18 protein-coding genes are annotated in these 21079 nt (G+C 71.0%); 11 read left to right on the top strand and 7 right to left on the bottom strand.

The window, feature by feature from the left end; all coding sequences use genetic code 11:
• Positions 1-102: 102 nt before the first annotated feature.
• Positions 103-1083, top strand: coding sequence for a hypothetical protein (locus tag ABT084_RS37940; protein ID WP_502968830.1), 981 nt, complete (start codon positions 103-105; stop codon positions 1081-1083).
• 120 nt (positions 1084-1203) lie between these two features.
• Here the strand turns inward: ABT084_RS37940 and ABT084_RS03930 are convergent, their stop codons facing one another.
• Together ABT084_RS03930 and ABT084_RS03925 are read right to left on the bottom strand one after the other, a co-directional pair.
• The gene (locus tag ABT084_RS03930; protein ID WP_351038071.1) at positions 1204-3459 is read right to left on the bottom strand and encodes a heterodisulfide reductase-related iron-sulfur binding cluster; all 2256 of its coding nucleotides are present in this window, start codon (positions 3457-3459) and stop codon (positions 1204-1206) included.
• A 129-nt stretch (positions 3460-3588) separates the two neighbouring features.
• Complete coding sequence (locus ABT084_RS03925) at positions 3589-4281, bottom strand: sugar transferase (RefSeq protein ID WP_351038070.1); 693 nt, start codon at positions 4279-4281, stop codon at positions 3589-3591.
• Between the two features lie 234 nt (positions 4282-4515).
• Between ABT084_RS03925 and dnaK the strand changes: the two genes are divergently transcribed.
• From dnaK to ABT084_RS03905, 4 genes are read left to right on the top strand one after another with little or no spacing between them, the layout of a single operon-like run.
• Positions 4516-6369 carry a molecular chaperone DnaK gene (gene dnaK / locus ABT084_RS03920; RefSeq protein WP_351038069.1) on the top strand — a complete coding sequence of 618 codons (1854 nt, stop codon included), beginning with the start codon at positions 4516-4518 and terminating at the stop codon, positions 6367-6369.
• Positions 6369-7046: a nucleotide exchange factor GrpE gene (gene grpE / locus ABT084_RS03915; RefSeq protein ID WP_351038068.1), complete on the top strand. Its 678-nt coding sequence runs from the start codon at positions 6369-6371 to the stop codon at positions 7044-7046. The genes dnaK and grpE overlap by 1 nt, the downstream gene beginning before the upstream one ends.
• 58 nt (positions 7047-7104) lie before the next feature.
• Positions 7105-8289, top strand: coding sequence for a molecular chaperone DnaJ (gene dnaJ, locus ABT084_RS03910; protein ID WP_351038067.1), 1185 nt, complete (start codon positions 7105-7107; stop codon positions 8287-8289).
• A gap of 1 nt (position 8290) precedes the next feature.
• Positions 8291-8737 carry a heat shock protein transcriptional repressor HspR gene (locus ABT084_RS03905; protein ID WP_283454134.1) on the top strand — a complete coding sequence of 149 codons (447 nt, stop codon included), beginning with the start codon at positions 8291-8293 and terminating at the stop codon, positions 8735-8737.
• A 71-nt stretch (positions 8738-8808) separates the two neighbouring features.
• Here the strand turns inward: ABT084_RS03905 and ABT084_RS03900 are convergent, their stop codons facing one another.
• Positions 8809-9891 (bottom strand): helix-turn-helix transcriptional regulator, encoded by a 1083-nt coding sequence (locus ABT084_RS03900; RefSeq protein ID WP_351038066.1) that lies wholly within the window; start codon positions 9889-9891, stop codon positions 8809-8811.
• A gap of 365 nt (positions 9892-10256) precedes the next feature.
• Here ABT084_RS03900 and ABT084_RS03895 point away from each other — a divergent pair, with 365 nt between their 5' ends.
• Positions 10257-10571, top strand: a complete 315-nt coding sequence (locus tag ABT084_RS03895) for a Rieske (2Fe-2S) protein (RefSeq protein ID WP_283454141.1) — start codon at positions 10257-10259, stop codon at positions 10569-10571.
• A 187-nt stretch (positions 10572-10758) separates the two neighbouring features.
• Here ABT084_RS03895 and ABT084_RS03890 read toward each other — a convergent pair whose 3' ends face one another.
• Positions 10759-11163, bottom strand: coding sequence for a pyridoxamine 5'-phosphate oxidase family protein (locus tag ABT084_RS03890; RefSeq protein WP_351038065.1), 405 nt, complete (start codon positions 11161-11163; stop codon positions 10759-10761).
• Between the two features lie 91 nt (positions 11164-11254).
• Here ABT084_RS03890 and clpB point away from each other — a divergent pair, with 91 nt between their 5' ends.
• The gene (gene clpB, locus ABT084_RS03885; protein WP_351038064.1) at positions 11255-13840 is read left to right on the top strand and encodes an ATP-dependent chaperone ClpB; all 2586 of its coding nucleotides are present in this window, start codon (positions 11255-11257) and stop codon (positions 13838-13840) included.
• A gap of 157 nt (positions 13841-13997) precedes the next feature.
• Entirely contained in the window at positions 13998-14561 is a 564-nt protein-coding gene (locus tag ABT084_RS03880) for a type III secretion system chaperone family protein (protein WP_351038063.1), read from the top strand.
• Between the two features lie 48 nt (positions 14562-14609).
• Here the strand turns inward: ABT084_RS03880 and ABT084_RS03875 are convergent, their stop codons facing one another.
• The 3 genes from ABT084_RS03875 to ABT084_RS03865 all read right to left on the bottom strand — a co-directional run bounded on the left by ABT084_RS03875 (position 14610) and on the right by ABT084_RS03865 (position 17527).
• Complete coding sequence (locus tag ABT084_RS03875) at positions 14610-15770, bottom strand: mannosyltransferase family protein (RefSeq protein WP_351038062.1); 1161 nt, start codon at positions 15768-15770, stop codon at positions 14610-14612.
• 96 nt (positions 15771-15866) lie between these two features.
• Complete coding sequence (locus tag ABT084_RS03870; protein ID WP_351038061.1) at positions 15867-17066, bottom strand: pyridoxal phosphate-dependent aminotransferase; 1200 nt, start codon at positions 17064-17066, stop codon at positions 15867-15869.
• A gap of 65 nt (positions 17067-17131) precedes the next feature.
• Complete coding sequence (locus ABT084_RS03865; protein WP_351038060.1) at positions 17132-17527, bottom strand: hypothetical protein; 396 nt, start codon at positions 17525-17527, stop codon at positions 17132-17134.
• A gap of 273 nt (positions 17528-17800) precedes the next feature.
• On the opposite strand from ABT084_RS03865, the gene ABT084_RS03860 reads away from it, so the two are divergent.
• The 3 genes from ABT084_RS03860 (at position 17801) to ABT084_RS03850 (ending at position 21063) form a co-directional block, all read left to right on the top strand.
• A complete protein-coding gene (locus tag ABT084_RS03860; protein ID WP_351038059.1) occupies positions 17801-18322 on the top strand; it encodes a DUF2617 family protein in 522 nt (173 codons plus the stop codon).
• Between the two features lie 130 nt (positions 18323-18452).
• Entirely contained in the window at positions 18453-20096 is a 1644-nt protein-coding gene (locus tag ABT084_RS03855) for a polyamine aminopropyltransferase (RefSeq protein ID WP_351038058.1), read from the top strand.
• A gap of 112 nt (positions 20097-20208) precedes the next feature.
• On the top strand, positions 20209-21063 hold the full coding sequence (locus ABT084_RS03850) for an SRPBCC family protein (protein ID WP_351038057.1): 855 nt from the start codon (positions 20209-20211) through the stop codon (positions 21061-21063).
• The last annotated feature ends 16 nt before the right edge of the window (positions 21064-21079 follow it).

The following is a 21079-nucleotide window of genomic DNA, read 5'->3' as shown; positions in this document are numbered from 1 at the left end:
GAGTCTGTGGCCTCTCGTTACATTGCCTACTGAATACGCACATATGTCCCCCGTAGCTTCGGACGTATCGCAGCCCGATGTCCACGAGGAAGAGCCGACGCCATGCGCAGCACCCGCCGAAGCACCCGCCGCACCACCCTCCGCGCCACCGCCGTCACCGCCGGAGCGGTGGCCGTGCTGGCCCTGCCGGTGGGCGCGGCCTTCGCCGATTCCCCGGCCGCCCCGGAACCGGAGACCCGGCCGGGCATCGCGCAGCCGGAGGCGAGCGCCAAGCCCCGCCCCGAGGGGAACGTCCGCGGGTTCGTGACCACCGTCAATCTCGCCGACCGCTCGGTCGCCAAGATCTACAAGATCAACGACCGACACTTCGAGGCCGACATCTTCGACGGGTCCACCAAGCTGGACACCCTGGTCAGCAAGGACGGCAAGCCCGCCCAGGGCCGGAACAACGGCATGCGCGTCATCCTCCAGCCGAATGGCACCGTGACCTCCTGGATGGAGGGCACGGCGGCGGACGAGAAGGCGGACGAGAAGAAGGAGGTCCGCAAGGAGACCTCCGCGCGGGTCACGATGGCCGACGGGCGGATCGCGAAGCTGACCGACGGGCCGAACGGCAAGCGCGCCGAGCTGTTCATGGCGAAGGGCGCCTTCCTCGGCGCCATCGACCTCCAGAACCCCGGCGCCGTCCATGACGGCTGGACGTACAAGCTGGTCCAGGACGGCCACCGCGTGAAGTTCGTCGTCATCGACGGCAGGAACGGCGGCGGCAGCAGCTGGGTCTACGACTTCCGCGGCAGGCTCATCGAGAAGTACACGGCCGAGAAGAAGGCCGAGAAGAAGGCCGAGAAGAAGGTCGAGCAGAAGGCCGAGAAGAAGGTCGAGCAGAAGGCCGGACCGGCGGTCGAGAAGAAGGCCGATCGCGTCGTGCCCAAGGGTGGCGTGAAGGCCGGTGCCGAGGGCGTCACCCAGGCGGCCGACGCGGGCGCCCCGACCCTGCTGGCCGCTGGTGGCGGCATGGCCGCCGTCGGCGCCGCGGGTCTCGGCTTCGCGATCCTCCGCCGCAACCGCTCCGACCAGCGCTGACGGCCTACGCACCCGGCCTACGCACCCGGCCTACGCACCCGGCGTACGTACGCGAAAGCGGCCGGTACCCCCGCGCGAGGGGTACCGGCCGCTTCCGTACGTACCGCGTCGTGCTACGCCCTACTTCGCGGGCTCCGGCTCCGGCTCGGGCTCCGGCTCCGCCTCCGCGGGCGTCCGTACCGAGTCCAGCAGCAGCTGCGCCACGTCGACGACCTGCACCGACTCCTTCGCCTGGCCGTCGTTCTTCTTGCCGTTGACCGAGTCGGTCAGCATGACCAGGCAGAACGGGCAGGCGGTCGAGACGATGTCGGGGTTGAGGGACAGGGCCTCATCGACGCGCTCGTTGTTGATGCGCTTGCCGATCCGCTCCTCCATCCACATCCGCGCGCCACCGGCGCCGCAGCAGAAGCCCCGCTCCTTGTGGCGGTGCATCTCCTGCTGGCGCAGGCCCGGGACGGCGGACATGATCTCGCGCGGCGGCGTGTAGATCTTGTTGTGCCGGCCCAGGTAGCAGGGGTCGTGGTACGTGATCAGCCCGTCGACCGGGGTGACCGGCGTGAGGCGTCCCTCGTCGATCAGGTGCTGGAGCAGCTGCGTGTGGTGGATGACCTCGTACTCGCCGCCCAGCTGCGGGTACTCGTTCGCGATGGTGTTGAAGCAGTGCGGGCAGGTCGAGACGATCCGCTTCGCCGACTTCGGCTTCTTCGTCTCCGGGTCGTCGTCGTCCTCGCCGAAGGCCATGTTCAGCATCGCGACGTTCTCCTGGGCGAGCTGCTGGAACAGCGGCTCGTTGCCCAGACGGCGCGGGGAGTCACCCGTGCACTTCTCGTCGCCGCCCATGATCGCGAACTTGACGCCCGCGATGTTCAGCAGCTCCGCGAAGGCCTTCGTGGTCTTCTTCGCCCGGTCCTCCAGCGCGCCGGCGCAGCCGACCCAGTAGAGGTAGTCGAACTCCGAGAGGTCCTCCGCGTCCTTGCCGATGATCGGGACCTCGAAGTCGACCTCCTTCGTCCACTCGACGCGCTGCTTCTTGGCCAGCCCCCAGGGGTTGCCCTTCTTCTCCAGGTTCTTGAGCATCGTCCCGGCTTCGCTCGGGAACGCGCTCTCGATCATCACCTGGTAGCGCCGCATATCGACGATGTGGTCGATGTGCTCGATGTCGACCGGGCACTGCTCCACGCACGCGCCGCAGCTGGTGCAGGACCAGAGCACGTCCGGGTCGATGACGCCGTTCTCCTCGGCGGTGCCGATGAGCGGGCGCTCCGCCTCCGCCAGGGCCGCGGCCGGTACGTTCGCCAGCTGCTCCGGGGTCGCCTTCTCGTTGCCCTCCATGTCCTTGCCGCCGCCCGCGAGCAGGTACGGCGCCTTGGCGTGCGCGTGGTCGCGCAGGGACATGATCAGGAGCTTCGGGGACAGGGGCTTGCCCGTGTTCCAGGCCGGGCACTGCGACTGGCAGCGGCCGCACTCGGTGCAGGTGGAGAAGTCGAGGATGCCCTTCCAGGAGAACTGCTCGACCTGGGAGACGCCGAAGACGTCGTCCTCGCCCGGGTCCTCGAAGTCGATGACCTTGCCACCGCTGGTCATCGGCTGGAGCGCGCCGAGCGCCGTGGCGCCGTCGGCGTTCCGCTTGAACCAGATGTTCGGGAAGCCGAGGAAGCGGTGCCAGGCGACACCCATGTTGGTGTTGAGGGAGACGACGATCATCCAGATCAGCGAGGTGCCGATCTTGATCATCGCGGTGATGTAGATGAGGTTCTGCAGCGTGCCGACCGAGAGGCCCTTGAAGGCCAGGACCAGCGGGTACGAGAGGAAGTACGCCGGCTCGTAGCTGTCGACGTGGTGGATCGCGCCCTCGAGGCCGCGCAGGGTGAGGATCGCGAGGCCGATGGTCAGGATGATGTACTCGACGAAGTACGCCTGCCAGGCCTTCGAGCCCGCGAAGCGCGACTTGCGGCCGGCCCGGGAGGGCAGGTTGGCCAGTCGGATGGCCATCAGCACGAGGATGCCGATGGTGGTCATCACGCCGATGAACTCGATGTACAGCTCGAACGGCAGGAACTCGCCGATGATCGGCAGCGTCCAGTCCGCCTGGAAGAGCTGGCCGTAGGCCTGGGCCAGCGTCGGAGGCAGCGTCAGGAAGCCGATCGCGACGAACCAGTGCGCGAATCCGACGATGCCCCAGCGGTTCATCCGGCTGTGGCCGAGGAACTCCTTGGCCAGGGTGAGCGTTCGGTCCATCGGCCGGTCCGTGCGGCTGCCCGCCGGGACGGATTGGCCGATCTTCACGAACCGGTAGATCTGCGCCACGGCTCGGGCGAGCAGCGCGACGCCGACCACGGTCAGGACCAGCGACACGATGATCGCGGCGAGTTGCATGGGACGGCTCCTCGGGCGGGCCAGGGCGGGCACTCGGGCACTTACTAAGCAGTAACTTAGTCAGTCAAGCCTTGAGATTACCCATTTCCCGTGCCGCAATGTAGCCGAGCGCGCGGTGATCTGTGTCGCTCAGGCCACCCTTTGCGGGGCGGGGTGCGTCGCGGTGTCCGGAGCGGGCTGTGGTGCGGGCTGTGGTGCGGGCTGCGGGGCCGGGGTCACCAGGGGCTCAGGCGGGGCCGTCGCGGGTGTCTGCGGGGCCGCCTGCCGCGGTGCCTTCGGGACGGCCGTGCGCAGGATCGCGCGGGGGGTCTGCGCGAGGATCGCGAGGTCCATCCCGAGCCAGTGGTTCTCCACGTAGTGCCGGTCCAGCAGGTCCATCTCCTCCCACGGCAGGTCCGAGCGGGCGCTCACCTGCCACAGGCCCGTCATGCCGGGGCGCACCAGGAGCCGCTCGGGGTGCTCCGCGCTCGCCAGGGGGCGGGGTCCGACCAGGGACATCTCGCCGCGGACGACGTTCAGCAGCTGCGGGAGGCCGTCGAGGGCGTACCGGTCCAGGGCGGCGCCGAGCCGGGGGCCGTCCGTGCGGAAGCGCCAGGTGTGGAAGGGGCGGCCGCCGAGGCCGGTGCGGGTCTCCCGTACGAAGACGCGCGCGCGGGGGGCCGCGCCGCGGGGGGCGGCGTACAGCAGGGCGCACACCATGCCGAGCGGGACGGCCAGCGCGGCCAGCAGCAGCAGGGCGCCGAGGAGGTCGGCGACGCGCTTCGCCGGCGGGGCGGCGGGGGGTCGGAGCCGGAGGGGTGGGAGAGGTGGGAGGGGCGGCATGGGGGCACCGTGCCGTACGCCTGCGGACGGGGGTGGGTGGCGCGCGGCCGGGTCGGGCCGGGTCCCCCGCTCGGCCCTGCGCCTCCATTCCCGGCTGAACGGGCCCTGCTCGTGCGTGAGCGTAAGGGTGGGTTAAAAGTTGAGCGGGCTCGACTCAGGTCTGTTGACGATGTGGAGGGGATCATGCATCCTTGAGTCTGTTCCACTCAAGTCAGTGTTGCTGGAGGAATCAAAATGGCACGTGCGGTCGGCATCGACCTGGGCACCACCAACTCGGTCGTCAGCGTTCTTGAAGGCGGCGAGCCCACCGTCATCACCAACGCCGAGGGCGCCAGGACCACGCCGTCCGTCGTCGCCTTCGCCAAGAACGGCGAGGTCCTCGTCGGCGAGGTGGCCAAGCGCCAGGCGGTCACGAACGTCGACAGGACCATCCGGTCGGTCAAGCGCCACATGGGCACCGACTGGAAGATCAACCTGGACGGCAAGGACTTCAACCCGCAGCAGATGAGCGCCTTCATCCTGCAGAAGCTGAAGCGCGACGCCGAGGCCTACCTGGGTGAGAAGGTCACGGACGCGGTCATCACCGTCCCGGCCTACTTCAACGACTCCGAGCGTCAGGCGACGAAGGAGGCCGGTGAGATCGCGGGTCTGAACGTCCTGCGCATCGTCAACGAGCCGACCGCCGCCGCCCTGGCCTACGGTCTCGACAAGGACGACCAGACCATTCTCGTCTTCGACCTCGGTGGCGGCACCTTCGACGTGTCGCTCCTCGAGATCGGCGACGGCGTCGTCGAGGTCAAGGCCACCAACGGTGACAACCACCTCGGTGGCGACGACTGGGACCAGCGCGTCGTCGAGTACCTCGTGAAGCAGTTCCAGAACGGCCACGGCGTCGACCTCGCCAAGGACAAGATGGCGCTGCAGCGTCTGCGCGAGGCCGCCGAGAAGGCGAAGATCGAGCTGTCCTCCTCCACGGAGACCTCGATCAACCTGCCCTACATCACGGCGTCCGCTGAGGGTCCGCTGCACCTGGACGAGAAGCTCACGCGCTCGCAGTTCCAGCAGCTGACCGCGGACCTGCTGGACCGGTGCAAGACGCCGTTCCACAACGTCATCAAGGACGCGGGCATCAACCTGTCCGAGATCGACCACGTCGTTCTCGTCGGCGGCTCGACCCGTATGCCGGCCGTCGCCGAGCTGGTCAAGGAACTGACCGGCGGCCAGGACGCCAACAAGGGCGTCAACCCGGACGAGGTCGTCGCCATCGGCGCGACCCTCCAGGCCGGTGTCCTCAAGGGCGAGGTCAAGGACGTCCTGCTCCTCGACGTGACCCCGCTGTCCCTTGGTATCGAAACCAAGGGCGGCATCATGACCAAGCTCATCGAGCGCAACACCACGATCCCGACCAAGCGGTCCGAGATCTTCACGACGGCCGAGGACAACCAGCCGTCCGTGCAGATCCAGGTCTACCAGGGCGAGCGCGAGATCGCGGCGTACAACAAGAAGCTCGGCATGTTCGAGCTGACCGGCCTGCCGCCGGCCCCGCGTGGCGTCCCGCAGATCGAGGTCTCCTTCGACATCGACGCGAACGGCATCATGCACGTCACGGCCAAGGACCTCGGCACGGGCAAGGAGCAGAAGATGACCGTCACCGGCGGCTCTTCGCTCGGCAAGGACGAGGTCGACCGCATGCGCCAGGAGGCGGAGCAGTACGCGGACGAGGACCTGCGCCGCAAGGAGGCCGCCGAGTCCCGCAACCAGGGCGAGCAGCTCGTCTACCAGACGGAGAAGTTCGTCAAGGACAACGAGGACAAGGTCCCGGCCGACGTCAAGGCCGAGGTCGAGGCGTCCGTCGCCGAGCTGAAGGAAAAGCTCAAGGGCGAGGACACCGCCGAGATCCGCACCGCGACCGAGAAGCTCGGCGCCGTCAGCCAGAAGCTCGGCCAGGCGATCTACGCCGACGCCCAGGGCGCCCAGGCCGCCGGTGGCGCGCCGACCGGTGACGCCGGCCAGGCCGCCGACGCCCACGACGACGTCGTCGACGCCGAGATCGTCGACGACGAGAAGCCGAAGGGCGGCGCTGCCTGATGTCGGAGGAGACCCCGGGTTTCGACGAGAAGCCCGAAGTCCCCACCGGCGACAAGGCGGACGACGCCGCAGCCGAGCCGAAGGCCGCCGACTCCTCCCCGGAGGAGAAGGCGGCCCCGGCCGGGGACGCAGGAGCAGCCGAGTCGCTCGGCAAGGAAACCGCTCTGCTGGCCCAGCTGGACCAGGCCCGCACCGCGCTCGGTGAGCGCACCGCGGACCTCCAGCGGCTCCAGGCGGAGTACCAGAACTACCGTCGCCGGGTCGAGCGGGACCGGATCGCGGTCAAGGAGATCGCGGTCGCGTCCCTCCTGACCGAGCTGCTCCCGACGCTGGACGACATCGGCCGGGCGCGGGAGCACGGCGAGCTGCTGGGCGGCTTCAAGTCGGTGGCCGAATCGCTGGAGACGGCCGCCGCCAAGATGGGCCTGCAGCAGTTCGGCAAGGAGGGCGAGCCCTTCGACCCGACGATCCACGAGGCCCTGATGCACTCGTACGCGCCGGACGTCACCGAGGACACCTGCGTGGCGATCCTGCAGCCGGGTTACCGGATCGGCGAGCGTACGATCCGTCCCGCGCGGGTCGCGGTGGCGGAGCCCCAGCCGGGCGCGGCCGCTCCGGCCAAGTCCGAGGACGCGGCCGAGCCGGGTCCGGATGCGGACGGGGCCGACAAGGGCTGAGGCCTGATGCCGCCGCGTCACCAGATGTCAGCACGTCACGAGAGGAGGGCCACCGGGGATGAGCACCAAGGACTTCGTCGAGAAGGACTACTACAAGGTCCTCGGTGTCCCGAAGGACGCCACCGAGGCCGAGATCAAGAAGGCGTACCGGAAGCTCGCCCGCGAGTTCCACCCGGACGCCAACAAGGGTGATTCCTCGGCCGAGGAGCGCTTCAAGGAGATCTCCGAGGCGCATGACGTCCTCGGCGACCAGAAGAAGCGCAAGGAGTACGACGAGGCCCGCGCGCTGTTCGGGAACGGTGGCTTCCGCGCCGGTCCCGGCGGTGGCGGCGGCTTCTCCAACTTCGACCTGGGCGACCTCTTCGGAGGCGCCCAGGGCGGAGCGGGCGCGGGCGGCTTCGGCGGCGGCCTGGGCGACGTGTTCGGCGGCCTGTTCAACCGCGGCGGCGCGGGCGCCGGTGCGGGGACCCGCACCCAGCCGCGCCGCGGCCAGGACATCGAGTCCGAGGTCACCCTCTCCTTCACGGAGGCGGTGGACGGGGCCACGGTGCCGCTGCGGATGTCCTCGCAGGCTCCCTGCAAGGCGTGTTCGGGCACCGGCGACAAGAACGGCACGCCCCGCGTGTGCCCGACCTGCGTCGGCACCGGGCAGGTCTCGCGCGGCAGCGGCGGCGGTTTCTCGCTGACCGACCCCTGCGCGGACTGCAAGGGCCGGGGGCTGATCGCCGAGACCCCCTGCGACATCTGCAAGGGCAGCGGCCGGGCCCGCTCCTCGCGCACCATGCAGGTCCGGATCCCGGCGGGCGTCTCCGACGGCCAGCGGATCCGGCTGCGCGGCAAGGGAGCCCCGGGTGAACGCGGCGGTCCGGCCGGCGACTTGTACGTCGTCGTCCATGTCGGCAGCCACCCGGTGTTCGGGCGCAAGGACGACAACCTCACGGTCACCGTCCCCGTCACCTTCGCCGAGGCGACCCTGGGCGCCGACATCAAGGTGCCGACCCTGAACGGCCCCGCGGTGACGCTGAAGCTGCCGCCGGGCACCCCCAACGGGCGTACGATGCGCGCCCGTGGCAAGGGTGCGGTCCGCAAGGACGGCACCCGCGGCGATCTGCTGGTGACGGTCGAAGTGGCCGTCCCGACGGAGCTGTCGGACAAGGCCCGGGAGGCGCTGGAGTCGTTCCGCGATGCCACGGCCTCGGAGGATCCGCGCTCCATCCTGTTCGAGTCCGCGAAGGGAGCATGACATGGACGGCCGCCGACGCAATCCTTATCAGCTGACCGACGAGACCCCGGTCTACGTCATCTCGGTGGCCGCCCAGCTCTCGGGCCTGCATCCGCAGACCCTCCGCCAGTACGACCGCCTCGGTCTGGTCTCCCCGGACCGGACGGCCGGCCGCGGCCGGCGCTATTCGGCCCGGGACATCGAGCTGCTCCGCACGGTGCAGGCGCTGTCCCAGGACGAGGGCATCAACCTGGCGGGCATCAAGCGGATCATCGAGCTGGAGAACCAGGTCGCCGCGCTCCAGCAGCGCGTCGCCGAACTGTCCACAGCTGTGGACGGCGCGGCGGCGGTGCTGCGCCAGCGCGAGGCCCAGGTGCACGCCTCGTACCGGCGCGACCTGGTCCCGTACCAGCCGCCGCAGCCGGGCAACGCCCTGGTCGTGTGGCGTCCCAAGCGGCCGCTGGACTGACCGGCGCCGCCGCCCGGTGCCCGTGTTGTGGTGAAGGCCCCGCCCCCTTCCGGGGCGGGGCCTTCGCGCGTTCACACCAGGCGGCCGGGACCGGGATCCGGATCCGGATCCGGTTCGGGGGTCAGGCCGCCGCCGCCCGGCAGTCCGCCGGGGCCGTCGAGGATCCCCGACTGCGCGATGAGGTAGCCGAGTTGGGCGCGGCTCCCGCTGCCCAGAACGGTGGCCAGCTTGGCGATGTGCGCGCGGGCGGTCCGTACGTTCATGCCGAGCCGGCGGGCGATCGCCTCGTCGACGTAGCCCTCCACCAGAAGCTGCGCGATGGAGCGCTGGACGCCCGAAATCCCCTCGGGGGTGTGCCGGTACGTCACTTCCTGGCGCAGGGGCACAGCGCGCCGCCAGAGCTGCTCGAAGACCTTGATGAGGTACTCGACCAGGCCCGGGTGCCGCAGCTCCAGCGCCACCCGCCGGTCGTCGCTGGCGGGGATGAAGGCCACGGTGCGGTCGAAGATGATGAGGCGCTCTATCAGTTCCTCCAGCGTACGGATCTCCACCTTGCCCGCGGAGATCCGGTCGACGTAGGCCAGCGTGCCCTGGCTGTGCCGCGCGGTGTGCTGGTAGAGGGTCCGTATGCTGACCCCGCGGTCGATCAGCGGGGCGTCGCGCTCCAGTGCCTGCGTCAGGGCGAGCGAGGGCCGGGCGCCGCCGGGCTGGACCGTCAGCACCTCGGTGTGGCATTCGGCGGTCGCCAGGTTCAGGGCGGCGTTGATCCGCTCGAAGCCCTCCAGCACCGTGATGGCGTGCGTGTTGGCGGGACTCTGGGCACTGATGGTAAGGAACGGCTCGAAAGCGTCGGTGAGATCTACAGCGCTGCGTCGGCGGTCCTGGATCTCACGTTCAATCGGATGAAGGCGTTGGGCCAATGCGACGGATGGGGGAACCGGACGCAGTTGGTTCGCGTCATCCGGGTCGGGCTGCAGAAGAGCGAATTCAAGCAGGCAGGGGGCGTTTTCAACTTCTCCCCTTGCGATCCGGCCCGTGCTGAGCGCCGCCGCGTAGAGCCGCGCTCCCTCGTCACACAGAGACGTGACGGGGTGGGGATGTGTCTCGTTTGTGCCGCTTCTGGGCAAATCTCCACCCCCCAGGGTCCTGAACATGCAAGAACATGATGCATCGTCCCTGTGGCAGTGACGTGCCTGAATGAGCCATCGTCGGACACGCGGGGGAGAGGATTCCATCAAGTGAGGACGAAGCCGACCATGTACAAAAGAATGCTTCGCTCGGCGCTTGCCGTTGTTTTCTCCGCCGCTGCGGTTTTTGGGGCAATCAGCGCCGTCGACACTGACGCGGGGAGCGCTAGGGCCAGCTATGACACAGGCTGGACCAGTGCGCCGGCAGGCACATCGTTCGACACCGGCTGGACCACCGCGCCGGCTCTGAAGGACGACACCGGCTGGACCGATTCACCGCAGGGCGCCGGGGGCGACACAGGGTGGACCTCTCACCCCGAGGCGGTGTCCTCATGACCCCCGACGACCGCGACTTCCGTCGCGAAATGGCCTCCGCGTACCGGTCCGGATGGCAGTTCATCGATCTCGTCACGGCCATCCCCCACACTGGCGATTCGTTGATGGTCACCCTGTTCGGCCAGCCGATCGTCGTCGTGCGCGAGGAGGACGAGGACGTCCGTGCCTACCGCTGCCTGCGCCGCCCGCGAGGTGCGCCGCAGCCTGTCCGCTGCGAGGTGCGGTACGGAATGGTCTTCGTCAACCTGGATCAGCGTGACCACCAGCTCTTCGAACCCGATATCACCACCGCCACCCCCCGCAGTGCCTGAAGCGATTCCCCCGTCGTCGCAGATCGCTCAGGCGCTTCCCCCACACAGCGGCGCCATCGTGAACCTGAACACGATGGCGCCGCTGTGCTGCCCCCGTCCAGTGCTTGAACCGGAAACGTTCCGGAAATGGCCCGAATAAATCAGTGGCGCCGCACCCGCCGGGCACCCGCGCCGCACCGGTCCGCCCTCAGGCGCGGCCCATCGCGCGGTCGAGCGTGATCACCAGGACGACCCGGTCCGGATTGGGCGACGGGACGCGTCCGTACCGCTCCGCGTAGCGCGCCACCGCGTCGGCGACGGACGCCTCGTCGTCGACGATCCGCGCGCGCCCCTCCAGCGTCGCCCAGCGGCGCCCCGCCATCTGGCACACCGCCGCCCGGGCCCCCTGCGGCCCCGCCGCCAGGACGTTGCGGATCTTCTTGCTGTGCTTGTTGCTGATCACCCGCGCCACCCCGGCCTCCGGGTCGTACGTCACGCCCACGGGCACGACGTGCGGGCTTCCGTCGGGCCGCGGGGTCGTCAGCGTGCAGATGTGCCGCTCCCGCCAGAAGGCGAGGTAGTCGGCCGTCGGGTTGAGTACGTCATGGGACATGCGCCGAAGCGTACGAGCTTCTTCTTGAGTGGAATAGACTCAACTTTGTGCACGCTTCCCATGGCAAAGAAGGAACGGAGAGGAGCCGTACGTGGACGCCGAGCTGACCAACAAGAGCCGGGCCGCCCTGAACGCCGCCACCAGCAGGGCGGTCCAGGGCGGCCACGCCGACCTGACCCCCGCGCACCTGCTCCTGGCCCTGCTCACGGGCGAGGACAACGAGAACGTCACCGACCTGCTCGCCGCCACCGGAGCCGACCAGGCCGTCGTCCGGGCGGGCGCCGAGCGCCTGCTCGCGGCGCTGCCCAGCGTCACCGGATCCACCGTCGCGCCGCCGCAGCCCAGCCGCGACCTGCTCGCCGTACTCGCCGAGGCCGACCGCGAGGCCGGGCGGCTCGGCGACGAGTACCTCTCCACCGAACACCTCCTCATCGCCGTCGCCGCCAAGGGCGGCCCGGCCGGCGAGGTCCTTTCCGCGCAGGGCGCGACCGCGCCGAAGCTGCTGTCCGCTTTCGAGACCTCAAGAGGAGGGCGGCGGGTGACCTCCCCCGACCCCGAGGGCCAGTACAAGGCCCTGGAGAAGTTCGGCACCGACTTCACGGCGGCCGCCCGCGAGGGCAAGCTCGACCCGGTGATCGGCCGCGATCAGGAGATCCGGCGCGTGGTCCAGGTCCTCTCGCGCCGCACCAAGAACAACCCCGTGCTGATCGGCGAGCCCGGCGTCGGCAAGACGGCCGTCGTCGAGGGCCTGGCCCAGCGGATCGTCAAGGGCGACGTACCGGAGTCCCTCAAGAACAAGCGGCTCGTCTCCCTCGACCTGGGCGCGATGGTGGCCGGGGCGAAGTACCGAGGCGAGTTCGAGGAGCGGCTGAAGACCGTCCTCGCGGAGATCAAGTCCAGCGACGGGCAGATCATCACCTTCATCGACGAGCTGCACACCGTCGTCGGCGCGGGCGCCGGCGGGGACTCGTCGATGGACGCGGGCAACATGCTCAAGCCCATGCTGGCCCGCGGCGAGCTGCGGATGGTCGGCGCGACCACCCTGGACGAGTACCGCGAGCGGATCGAGAAGGACCCGGCGCTGGAGCGCCGCTTCCAGCAGGTCCTGGTCGCCGAGCCGAGCGTCGAGGACACCATCGCGATCCTGCGCGGACTCAAGGGACGCTACGAGGCCCACCACAAGGTCGTCATCAACGACAGCGCCCTCGTGGCGGCGGCGACCCTGTCCGACCGGTACATCACCTCCCGCTTCCTCCCCGACAAGGCCATCGACCTGGTCGACGAGGCGGCCTCCCGGCTCCGCATGGAGATCGACTCCTCCCCGGTCGAGATCGACGAGCTCCAGCGCTCGGTGGACCGGCTGCGGATGGAGGAGCTGGCACTGAAGAACGAATCCGACCCGGCCTCCATCGAGCGCCTGGAGCGGCTGCGCAAGGACCTCGCCGACAAGGAGGAGGACCTGCGCGGCCTGAACGCCCGCTGGGAGAAGGAGAAGCAGTCCCTGAACCGGGTCGGCGAGCTCAAGGAGCGCCTCGACGACCTGCGCGGGCAGGCCGAGCGCGCCCAGCGCGACGGCGACTTCGACGCGGCCTCCCAGCTGCTGTACGGGGAGATCCCCGCGCTGGAGCGGGAGCTGGCGGAGGCCACCGAGGCCGAGGCGGAGGTGTCCCCGGACACGATGGTCAAGGACGAGGTCGGCCCGGACGACATCGCGGACGTGGTCGGCGCCTGGACCGGTATCCCGGCGGGCCGGCTGCTGGAGGGTGAGACGCAGAAGCTGCTGCGGATGGAGGAGGAGCTGGGCCGGCGCCTGATCGGCCAGAAGGAGGCGGTCCAGGCCGTCTCGGACGCGGTGCGCCGCACCCGCGCCGGCATCGCGGACCCGGACCGCCCGACGGGCTCGTTCCTGTTCCTGGGCCCGACCGGCGTCGGCAAGACCGAGCTGGCGAAGGCCCTGGCCGACTTCCTCTTCGACGACGAGCGGGCCATGATCCGCATCGACATGTCGGAGTACGGCGAGAAGCACAGCGTGGCCCGCCTGGTCGGCGCTCCGCCCGGGTACGTCGGGTACGAGGAGGGCGGCCAGCTCACCGAGGCGGTGCGCAGGCGCCCGTACTCGGTGGTGCTGCTGGACGAGGTGGAGAAGGCGCACCCGGAGGTCTTCGACGTGCTGCTCCAGGTGCTGGACGACGGGCGCCTCACGGACGGGCAGGGCCGGACGGTGGACTTCCGCAACACCATCCTGATCCTGACCTCGAACCTGGGCAGCCAGCACCTCATGGACCCGCTGACCTCGCAAGAGGTGAAGAAGGCGCAGGTGCTGGAGGTGGTCCGGGCGAGCTTCAAGCCGGAGTTCATCAACCGCCTCGACGACCTGGTGGTCTTCACCGCGCTGGACCGCGACCAGCTGGCGCACATCGCCGAGCTCCAGATCGCCCGCCTCGCGGCCCGGCTCGCGGAGCGGCGCCTGACCCTGGACGTCACCCCGGAGGCGCTGGCCTGGCTGGCGGACAAGGGCAACGACCCGGCGTACGGCGCGCGGCCGCTGCGGCGTCTGATCCAGACGGCGGTGGGCGACCGGCTGGCCCGCGAGATCCTGGCGGGCGAGGTCAGGGACGGAGACACCGTCCGCGTCGACGTGGCGGGCGAGGACCTGCTGGTCGGCAAGGCGCTGTAGGGCGGCGCGGGCCGGCGTGGTCCGGCGTGGTCCGGCCACACACGCCCTTAGCCAGCTCTTATGCCTGTCCGCCCGGAGCGGATCGTGCGCCCGGGGGTGGACACGGGGCGGGCGCGATGGGGGAGGATGAAGGTATCCGCACGAAGGGAAGTACACGGTGAGCATCGACCCGGCCTCGATTCCGAACTTCGGGGGTCAGCCCGAACCGCAGGCCACAGGATCGGCGGGACCCGTCGTCCCCGACCAGGATCTGGTCAAGCAGCTCCTGGAGCAGATGGAGCTGAAGTACGTCGTCGACGACGAGGGTGACCTCGCGGCGCCGTGGGAGGACTTCCGCACGTACTTCATGTTCCGTGGTGAAGACGAGCAGCAGGTCTTCTCGGTGCGGACGTTCTACGACCGCCCGCACGCCATCGAGGACAAGCACCAGCTCCTCGAGGCCATCGACGACTGGAACCGCCGCACCCTGTGGCCGAAGGTCTACAGCCACACCCACGACGACGGCTCGGTCCGCCTGATCGGTGAGGCGCAGATGCTGATCGGCACCGGCGTCTCCCTGGAGCACTTCGTGTCCTCCACGGTCAGCTGGGTCCGCGCGTCCATCGAGTTCGACAAGTGGCTCCTGGAGCAGTTCGGCCTGGAGAAGGACGTCGACTCGGCGGACGGCGACAAGGGCGACTCCGCGGGTGACTCCGAGGGCGACGACGACTCGAAGAACTGAGTCGGCGGGCCGCCCGGCCCGTCCGCCGCGCCCCCGGGCCGACAGGGCCTACAACGGGACGTGGGAGACGAGCATCAGGTACGCCCCGTAGCCGCACGAGAGCCCGGCCAGGGACCCGGTCACCACGACCGCGGTCCGCGGCCGGGCTCTCGCCATGGCGGCCGCGAGGGGCAGCAGCAGCGGGAACGCCGGCAGCAGGAACCTCGGCTTGGAGTCGAAGAATCCCGCCCCGCCGAGGGTGATCACCAGCAGTACGGCGGTGTACACGAGCAGCGGCAGCGGCGCCCGGTCCAGCACGAGGAGCACCGCCAGCCCCACCGCCACCGCCAGGACGACCAGGGTCATCGCGGAATTGGGCGAGCCCTGTCCCATCAGCACCCGCGAGGCGGAGCGCACCGCACCGGCCCCGAAGTCGAAGCGCGAGCCCCAGGAGTCCTGCACGGCGAAGTAGCCGCCCAGCAGATCGTGCCGGTGGTGCCCGACGGCCAGGAGGTACGCCGTCCAGCCCGCCGGGGCCAGCAGCCCGGCCGCCCACACCTCGGGCCGCCGGCGCCCGCCGCGGGCCAGCAGCGCGTACAGGGCGGTGACCGACACCGCGGCGGCCACCGCTATCCCCGTCGGCCGGGTCAGCCCCGCCAGGACCGCGAGGCCCGCCGCCGCCATCCACCGCTCGCGCAGCAGCGCGTACAGCGCCCAGGCGGCCAGCGCGGCCAGCAGCGACTCCGTGTACCCGGTGGTGAACACCACGGCGTGCGGCTGGGCCCCCCACAGCGCCACCAGCAGCACCGCGGTCCGGGCCCCCGCGACCCGCTCGCCCACCCGGTAGACCCCGACGGCGGCCGCCGCGGCCGCCGCCCAGGCGACCAGGAGACCCGCCCCGGCGGCCCCCACGGGCAGCAGGAGGGACGTGAGCCTCATCAGGGAGGGGTAGAGCGGGAAGAAGGCCAGATCGCTCTGTACGGAGCCGCTGTGGGGCCAGGCGAGGCTGCGCCCGTACCCGTGCTCGGTGATCGCGATGTACCAGCCGGAGTCCCAGGAGGTGCCGAGCACGGCGACCGGGTCCTTGCCCGCCCACCACGCGCCCAGCGCGATCAGGACCACCCCGGCGCCGCGCACCACGGCGAACACCACCAGCGCGGTCATCCCGGCCGACAGGGCCGTGGTCCGCAGACGTGGCGAAGCCGTCACCGTGCGCGTGCCCGTCGTCATGTCCCCCGGCTTTCCGGTACGGCGTGTGGTGGTGAGAAACGTGTGGGTGAGAACGGGAGAACCCTAACGAGGGGCGTGCGCGGCGCGCGAGCGCCCTCAGAGCCGGGTGAGCCGACCGAGGCGGGTCGCGGCTTCCTGGAGGACGGTGTCCTTCTTGCAGAAGGCGAAGCGGACCTGGGTGGCGCCCGCGGACTTGTCGTCGTAGAAGACCTGGTTGGGGATGGCCACGACCCCGCACAGGGCGGGCAGGCGGCGGCAGAAGTCCAGGCCGTCGCGCTCCCCGAAGGCGGCGATGTCGGTGGTGATGAAGTACGTGCCGGCCGGGGCGTAGACCTCGAAGCCGGCCGCCGTCAGGCCCGCGGACAGGATGTCGCGCTTGCGGGCCATGTCGGCGCGGAAGCCGTCGTAGTAGGCGTCGGGCAGGTCCAGGGCCTCGGCGATCGCGTACTGGAACGGGCCCGAGGCGACGTACGTCAGGAACTGCTTGGCCGAGCGGACCGCGGTGACCAGCTCCGGCGGCGCCGTCACCCAGCCCACCTTCCAGCCGGTGAAGGAGAACGTCTTGCCGGCGGAGGAGATCGTCACCGTGCGCTCGCGCATCCCGGGGAGCGAGGCGAGCGGGACGTGCGCGCCCTCGAAGACCAGGTGCTCGTACACCTCGTCGGTGACGACGAGGAGGTCCCGCTCGACGGCCAGGGCGGCGATCCCGGCCAGTTCGGCCGGGGTCAGGACGGTGCCCGTGGGGTTGTGCGGGGTGTTCAGGAGCAGCAGCCGGGTGCGCGGGGTGACGGCGGCGCGCAGCTCGTCGAGGTCGAGGGCGAAGGCTCCGGCGTGCGGGCGCAGGGTGACCGGGACGCGGGTGGCGCCGGCCATGGCGATGCAGGCGGCGTAGGAGTCGTAGAACGGTTCGAGGGCGATGACCTCGTCGCCGGGCTCCAGGAGCGCGAGGAGGGAGGCCGCGATGGCCTCGGTGGCGCCCGCGGTGACCAGGATCTCGGTGGCGGGGTCGTAGGACAGGCCGTAGAAGCGCTGCTGGTGGCGGGCGATCGCGTCGCGCAGCTCGGGGACGCCGGGGCCGGGCGGGTACTGGTTGCCGCGGCCGGAGAGCACCGCGCGGGAGGCCGCCTCGGCGATCTCGGCGGGGCCGTCGGTGTCGGGGAACCCCTGGCCGAGGTTGATCGATCCCGTGCTCGTGGCCAGTGCGGACATCTCCGCGAAGATCGTCGTGCCGAAGGAGGCGAGACGGCGGTTCAGGAAGGGGCGGCTGCTGCCCGCGGGTGCGCTCATGGGCGTCATCCTTGGGCAACCTCTGGAGTTGCTCAAGTGTGCTTTGGCCGGAACGGGCCGCGGGAATCCCCCTGTCACGCGGGACGCGGGGATCCCGCACCTCGGGGGACCGAGGCGACTGGAAGGGGGTCGAGGGCGATGGTCCTGGCCTTTTTCATCGGTATCGCTGTGCTGGTGGTGGGTTTCTTCTGGTGGCTGGCGCGGGGCGGGGGGAGCGGCTCGTCCGGCTCGTCCTCGTCCGGGTCGAGCAGCTGGTGGGCGGGTGACGGCGGGTCGTCCTCGTCCTCGTCCTGCTCGTCGTCCTCGTCGTCCTGCTCGTCGTCTTCGTCGTCGTCGTGTTCGAGCAGCTCCTGTGGATCGTCCTCGTCCTCGTGCGGGGGAGGCGGCTGCGGCAGCAGCTGACCGCGGAGTACGCGCGTGGAATATGCGCTTGGAAGGTGCCCGGCCGAAGCGGATTTCGCCGGGCGCATTCCGGTTGAATGCCTGGTTGGGCCGCTTGTAGGACCGCCGCGCGGGGTACCTGGTTGAACACCTGAACTGTGTAGCCCCCGGGGGGATGTAAACCCCGTCAAGTTGGGTAAAAACGCTGTGAGTGCCGTGCCTTTCATGATTCCCTCGGTTGAGTAGACCAGTCCTCGGACCTCGCTGGACTTCCTGTGGACCCGAGCCGGTGACCCCCCACCCGTTGATTACCGCTGGCGGGTTCCGGCCCATCTCCCCTCGCGCGTTTGCGGAGCCGACTCATGCTCACGACCCTCCAGACCACCTATACCGACACGCGTGCCGCCGACCTCGCCTGGGCCCTGGGTCGGGAGCGGCTGCCCGCCCTGGCCGTGCTGCACCTCGAGCTGGAGAGCGCGAAGGTGGAGCTGCGCCTGCTCGGCGCCTCCCACCAGGTGCTCCTGGAGGAGGGCGAGGTGCTCTGCTCGGAGACGGTCGCCTGCATGCCCGGCAGCAGCACGCCGTTGCCGCTCGGCGTGGCCAAGCGGGTGGGGGACTGGGAGTACGAGTTCGCCGCGCGCGTGGAGACGCTCTCGGAGGGATCCTTCGCGGGGCGCGCGCAGGAGCTGCTCGCGCTGGTCGCGGACCACCCGAACGGGCTCGCCGGAACCTTCCCGGGCAGCCCGCACGCCTTCACCGCGCTCCTCGCGCAGCGCTGCGAGGGACAAGTGCGCTGGCGCACCTGGCACGCGTATCCCCAGGAGGGTCAACTGGTCGCGACCCGGACACGGGTGGGCGTACGCATGCCCGCCGCGGCGCCGTAGGGCGCCCCGCAGTCCGGCGCACGAGCCTGCGCGCACGGGTCCGCGGTTACGCCAACTGGCTCGAACGGTGCGCCACTTGCACCCATGTGGGTGACGGGGTGCGAGCAGGCCGTGACGTACGGTTCGCTTCATGATCGACCGTTCCGCCCCCGGCGGAGTGCTCCCGGCAGCGGAGCCGAGGGGCAGGGCCACCGTCCCGGCCGCCCTCCCCGTACGGCCCCGGACCGGCAGGCTCCTCGTCCTGGCCACCGTGTTCGTCTGCGCCGCCTGCGGGCTCGTGTACGAACTGGAATTGCTCGCCCTCGGCTCGTACCTGATCGGTGACTCCGTCACCCAGGCGTCCGTGGTGCTCTCCCTCATGGTCTTCGCCATGGGCGTCGGCTCCCTGCTCGCCAAACGCCTGCGCCGACGCCCCGCCTTCGGCTTCGGCGCCGTCGAGGCGCTGCTCGCACTGGTCGGGGGCCTCTCCGCCATAGCGCTGTACGCGAGCTTCGCCTGGTTCGGCGAGTCCAGACCGGCGCTGGTCGCCTTCTCGCTCGCCATCGGCGTGCTCATAGGAGCCGAGATCCCGCTGCTGATGACCCTCATCCAGCGGGTCCGGCGCCAGGACGCGGGCGGCGCCGTCGCCGATCTCTTCGCCGCCGACTACGTCGGCGCGCTCGTCGGCGGCCTCGCCTTCCCCTTCCTGCTGCTGCCGTCGCTCGGCCAGCTCACCGGCGCGATGCTCACCGGCACCGTCAACGCCGTCGCGGGCGGCGCGCTCGTCCTGTGGCTCTTCCGCCGCGACCTGAGCCGCCGCGGCCGCTGGCTGCTGCTCGTCGCCAACGTGAGCGTGCTGCTGGTCCTCGCCGCGGCGACCGTGCTGGCCGGGGACTTCGAACGGGTGGCCCGGCGCGCGGTCTACGGGGACGAGGTGCGGGTCGCCGTCCAGACCGGCGTCCAGGAACTCGTCGTCACCGGACCGCCCACCGGCTCGCCGCGCTCCCTCGACCTGTACCTCGACGGGCGGCTGCGGGTCAGCGGCTACGACGAGTACCGCTACCACGAGGCCCTCGTGCACCCCGCGATGGCGGGCCCGCACGCCCGCGTGCTCGTCCTCGGCGGCGGCGACGGGCTCGCCGCCCGCGAGGTGGCGCGCTACCCCGACGTCCGGTCCGTCACCGTGGTCGAACTCGACCCCGGCGTGGTCCGGCTCGCCCGCACCGACCCGATGCTGTCCCGGCTCAACGCGCACGTCTTCGCCGACCCGCGGATCGCGGTGGTCACCTCGGACGCCTTCCACTGGCTGCGCGGACCCGGGGCGGCCGGTCGGTACGACGTCATCGTGTCCGACCTGCCGGACCCCGGGATCACCCCCAGCACCAAGCTGTACTCCCAGGAGTTCTACGGGCTGGCCGCGCGGGCGCTGGGCCCGGGCGGCCGGCTCGCGGTGCACGCGGGCCCGCTGACCTCCCGCCCCCGGACCTACTGGACGGTGGAGGCCACCTTGCGCGCCGCGGGGCTGCGGACCGCGCCGTACAGCGCGGGCGGGCGCCTCACGGGCTTCGCGGCGGGCCCCGACCGGGCCCAGGGCGGCTCGGTCAACCCGCCGCAGGACTGGGGCTTCGTGCTGTCCGCCCGGGACCGGACCCCCGAGCTACGGGTCGAGCGGGACGCCCCGGTGCTGCGGTCCCTGTCCACGCGCGCCCTCCAGGACGCGGCCCGCGACGCCGAACGCGTCCGCATGCGCGGCCTGCCCCCATCGACCCTTCCGCATCCGCGCTACGCGTTCTGACCCCTCTCGCCGAGGGGATGCCCGGCCCGCGCGCGGCACCGCTCACGGGGCGGGGGCGGGGCGGGGGCGGGAAAGCCCACGCGGGGGCCCCGCCCTCGGTAGGCTCGGCGCCATGGAGCATCAGGTGTTCGTTCCGGTACCGGCAGCCGACCTGCGAGCGGTGCTGCGGGACCCCGCCCGCCTGGCCCGGTGCGTACCCGGCTTCCAGCAGGACGCCGACGACGCCTCCGGGCCGCTGGCCGGGCGGCTGAAGCTGCGCGTCGGCGGCAACACCGTCACCTATCGGGGTGCGCTGACCGTCACCGAACGGGACGAGGACACCTTCGGGGCGCGGGCCGACGGCGCGGAGGTGCGCGGCTCCGGCTCCGTGAAGGTCTCGCTCTCCCTGCGGCTCGTCCCGGCGGACGACGGCACCCGGCTGGTCATCACCGCGGAGGGCGGCGCCGACGGCCGCGCCGCGGGGTTCGCGCCGGAGGCCACCGCCACCGCGGTGCACCGGCTGCTGGACCGGGCCTGCGCGAACCTGACGACCGTGGCCACGGCCCCGCCCGCGCCTGTCGTGGACGGGCCGGAGGAGCTGGATGAATCCGACGAGACGGATGAATCCGACGAGACCGACGGGTCCGGCGAGCCGGACGGCCCCGAGGTCATCGAGGTGTCGGCCACCGTGTTCGACGCCGACGTGCCGCCGCCCTCGCTGGACCCCTTCCTCGACCACGACTTCGGTGACCTGGGCGACCTCGGGGACACCCCCCGCCCGCCCGCCGAGGCCGCCCACGCCCGCCGCACGATGATCGGCCGCAGTGCCGAAGAGGTCGACCACGCGCCCCCGCGCGGGCGTTACGCCCCGGTGCCCGCGCCCGACTCCGGCTCCCAGGCGCTGAACCTGCGCTGGCTCGCCCCCGCCGCGGCCCTCGCGCTCGCCTCGGCGGTCGTCGTCGGACGTGCCCTGCGCAGGCGCCGCTGACCCGTAGGGTCGGGGG

It is taken from the genome of Streptomyces sp. NPDC002138 (genome assembly GCF_040296485.1).
Lineage (GTDB): Bacteria > Actinomycetota > Actinomycetes > Streptomycetales > Streptomycetaceae > Streptomyces.
Note: the sequence above shows the minus strand (reverse complement) of the source record. Positions and strands in the feature narration are given on the sequence as shown.

Coding starts and splice junctions, on each gene's coding strand:
- ABT084_RS37940 (WP_502968830.1), top strand. CDS start 103: ATGCGCAGCACCCGCCGAAGCACCCGCCGCACCACCCTCCGCGCCACC.
- ABT084_RS03905 (WP_283454134.1), top strand. CDS start 8,291: ATGGACGGCCGCCGACGCAATCCTTATCAGCTGACCGACGAGACCCCG.
- ABT084_RS03925 (WP_351038070.1), bottom strand. CDS start 4,281: ATGCCGCCCCTCCCACCTCTCCCACCCCTCCGGCTCCGACCCCCCGCC.
- ABT084_RS03875 (WP_351038062.1), bottom strand. CDS start 15,770: ATGACGACGGGCACGCGCACGGTGACGGCTTCGCCACGTCTGCGGACC.
- ABT084_RS03855 (WP_351038058.1), top strand. CDS start 18,453: ATGATCGACCGTTCCGCCCCCGGCGGAGTGCTCCCGGCAGCGGAGCCG.
- ABT084_RS03895 (WP_283454141.1), top strand. CDS start 10,257: ATGACCCCCGACGACCGCGACTTCCGTCGCGAAATGGCCTCCGCGTAC.
- dnaJ (WP_351038067.1), top strand. CDS start 7,105: ATGAGCACCAAGGACTTCGTCGAGAAGGACTACTACAAGGTCCTCGGT.
- grpE (WP_351038068.1), top strand. CDS start 6,369: ATGTCGGAGGAGACCCCGGGTTTCGACGAGAAGCCCGAAGTCCCCACC.
- ABT084_RS03890 (WP_351038065.1), bottom strand. CDS start 11,163: ATGTCCCATGACGTACTCAACCCGACGGCCGACTACCTCGCCTTCTGG.
- ABT084_RS03860 (WP_351038059.1), top strand. CDS start 17,801: ATGCTCACGACCCTCCAGACCACCTATACCGACACGCGTGCCGCCGAC.
- ABT084_RS03865 (WP_351038060.1), bottom strand. CDS start 17,527: ATGCGCCCGGCGAAATCCGCTTCGGCCGGGCACCTTCCAAGCGCATAT.
- ABT084_RS03930 (WP_351038071.1), bottom strand. CDS start 3,459: ATGCAACTCGCCGCGATCATCGTGTCGCTGGTCCTGACCGTGGTCGGC.
- ABT084_RS03850 (WP_351038057.1), top strand. CDS start 20,209: ATGGAGCATCAGGTGTTCGTTCCGGTACCGGCAGCCGACCTGCGAGCG.
- ABT084_RS03900 (WP_351038066.1), bottom strand. CDS start 9,891: ATGTTCAGGACCCTGGGGGGTGGAGATTTGCCCAGAAGCGGCACAAAC.
- ABT084_RS03870 (WP_351038061.1), bottom strand. CDS start 17,066: ATGACGCCCATGAGCGCACCCGCGGGCAGCAGCCGCCCCTTCCTGAAC.
- dnaK (WP_351038069.1), top strand. CDS start 4,516: ATGGCACGTGCGGTCGGCATCGACCTGGGCACCACCAACTCGGTCGTC.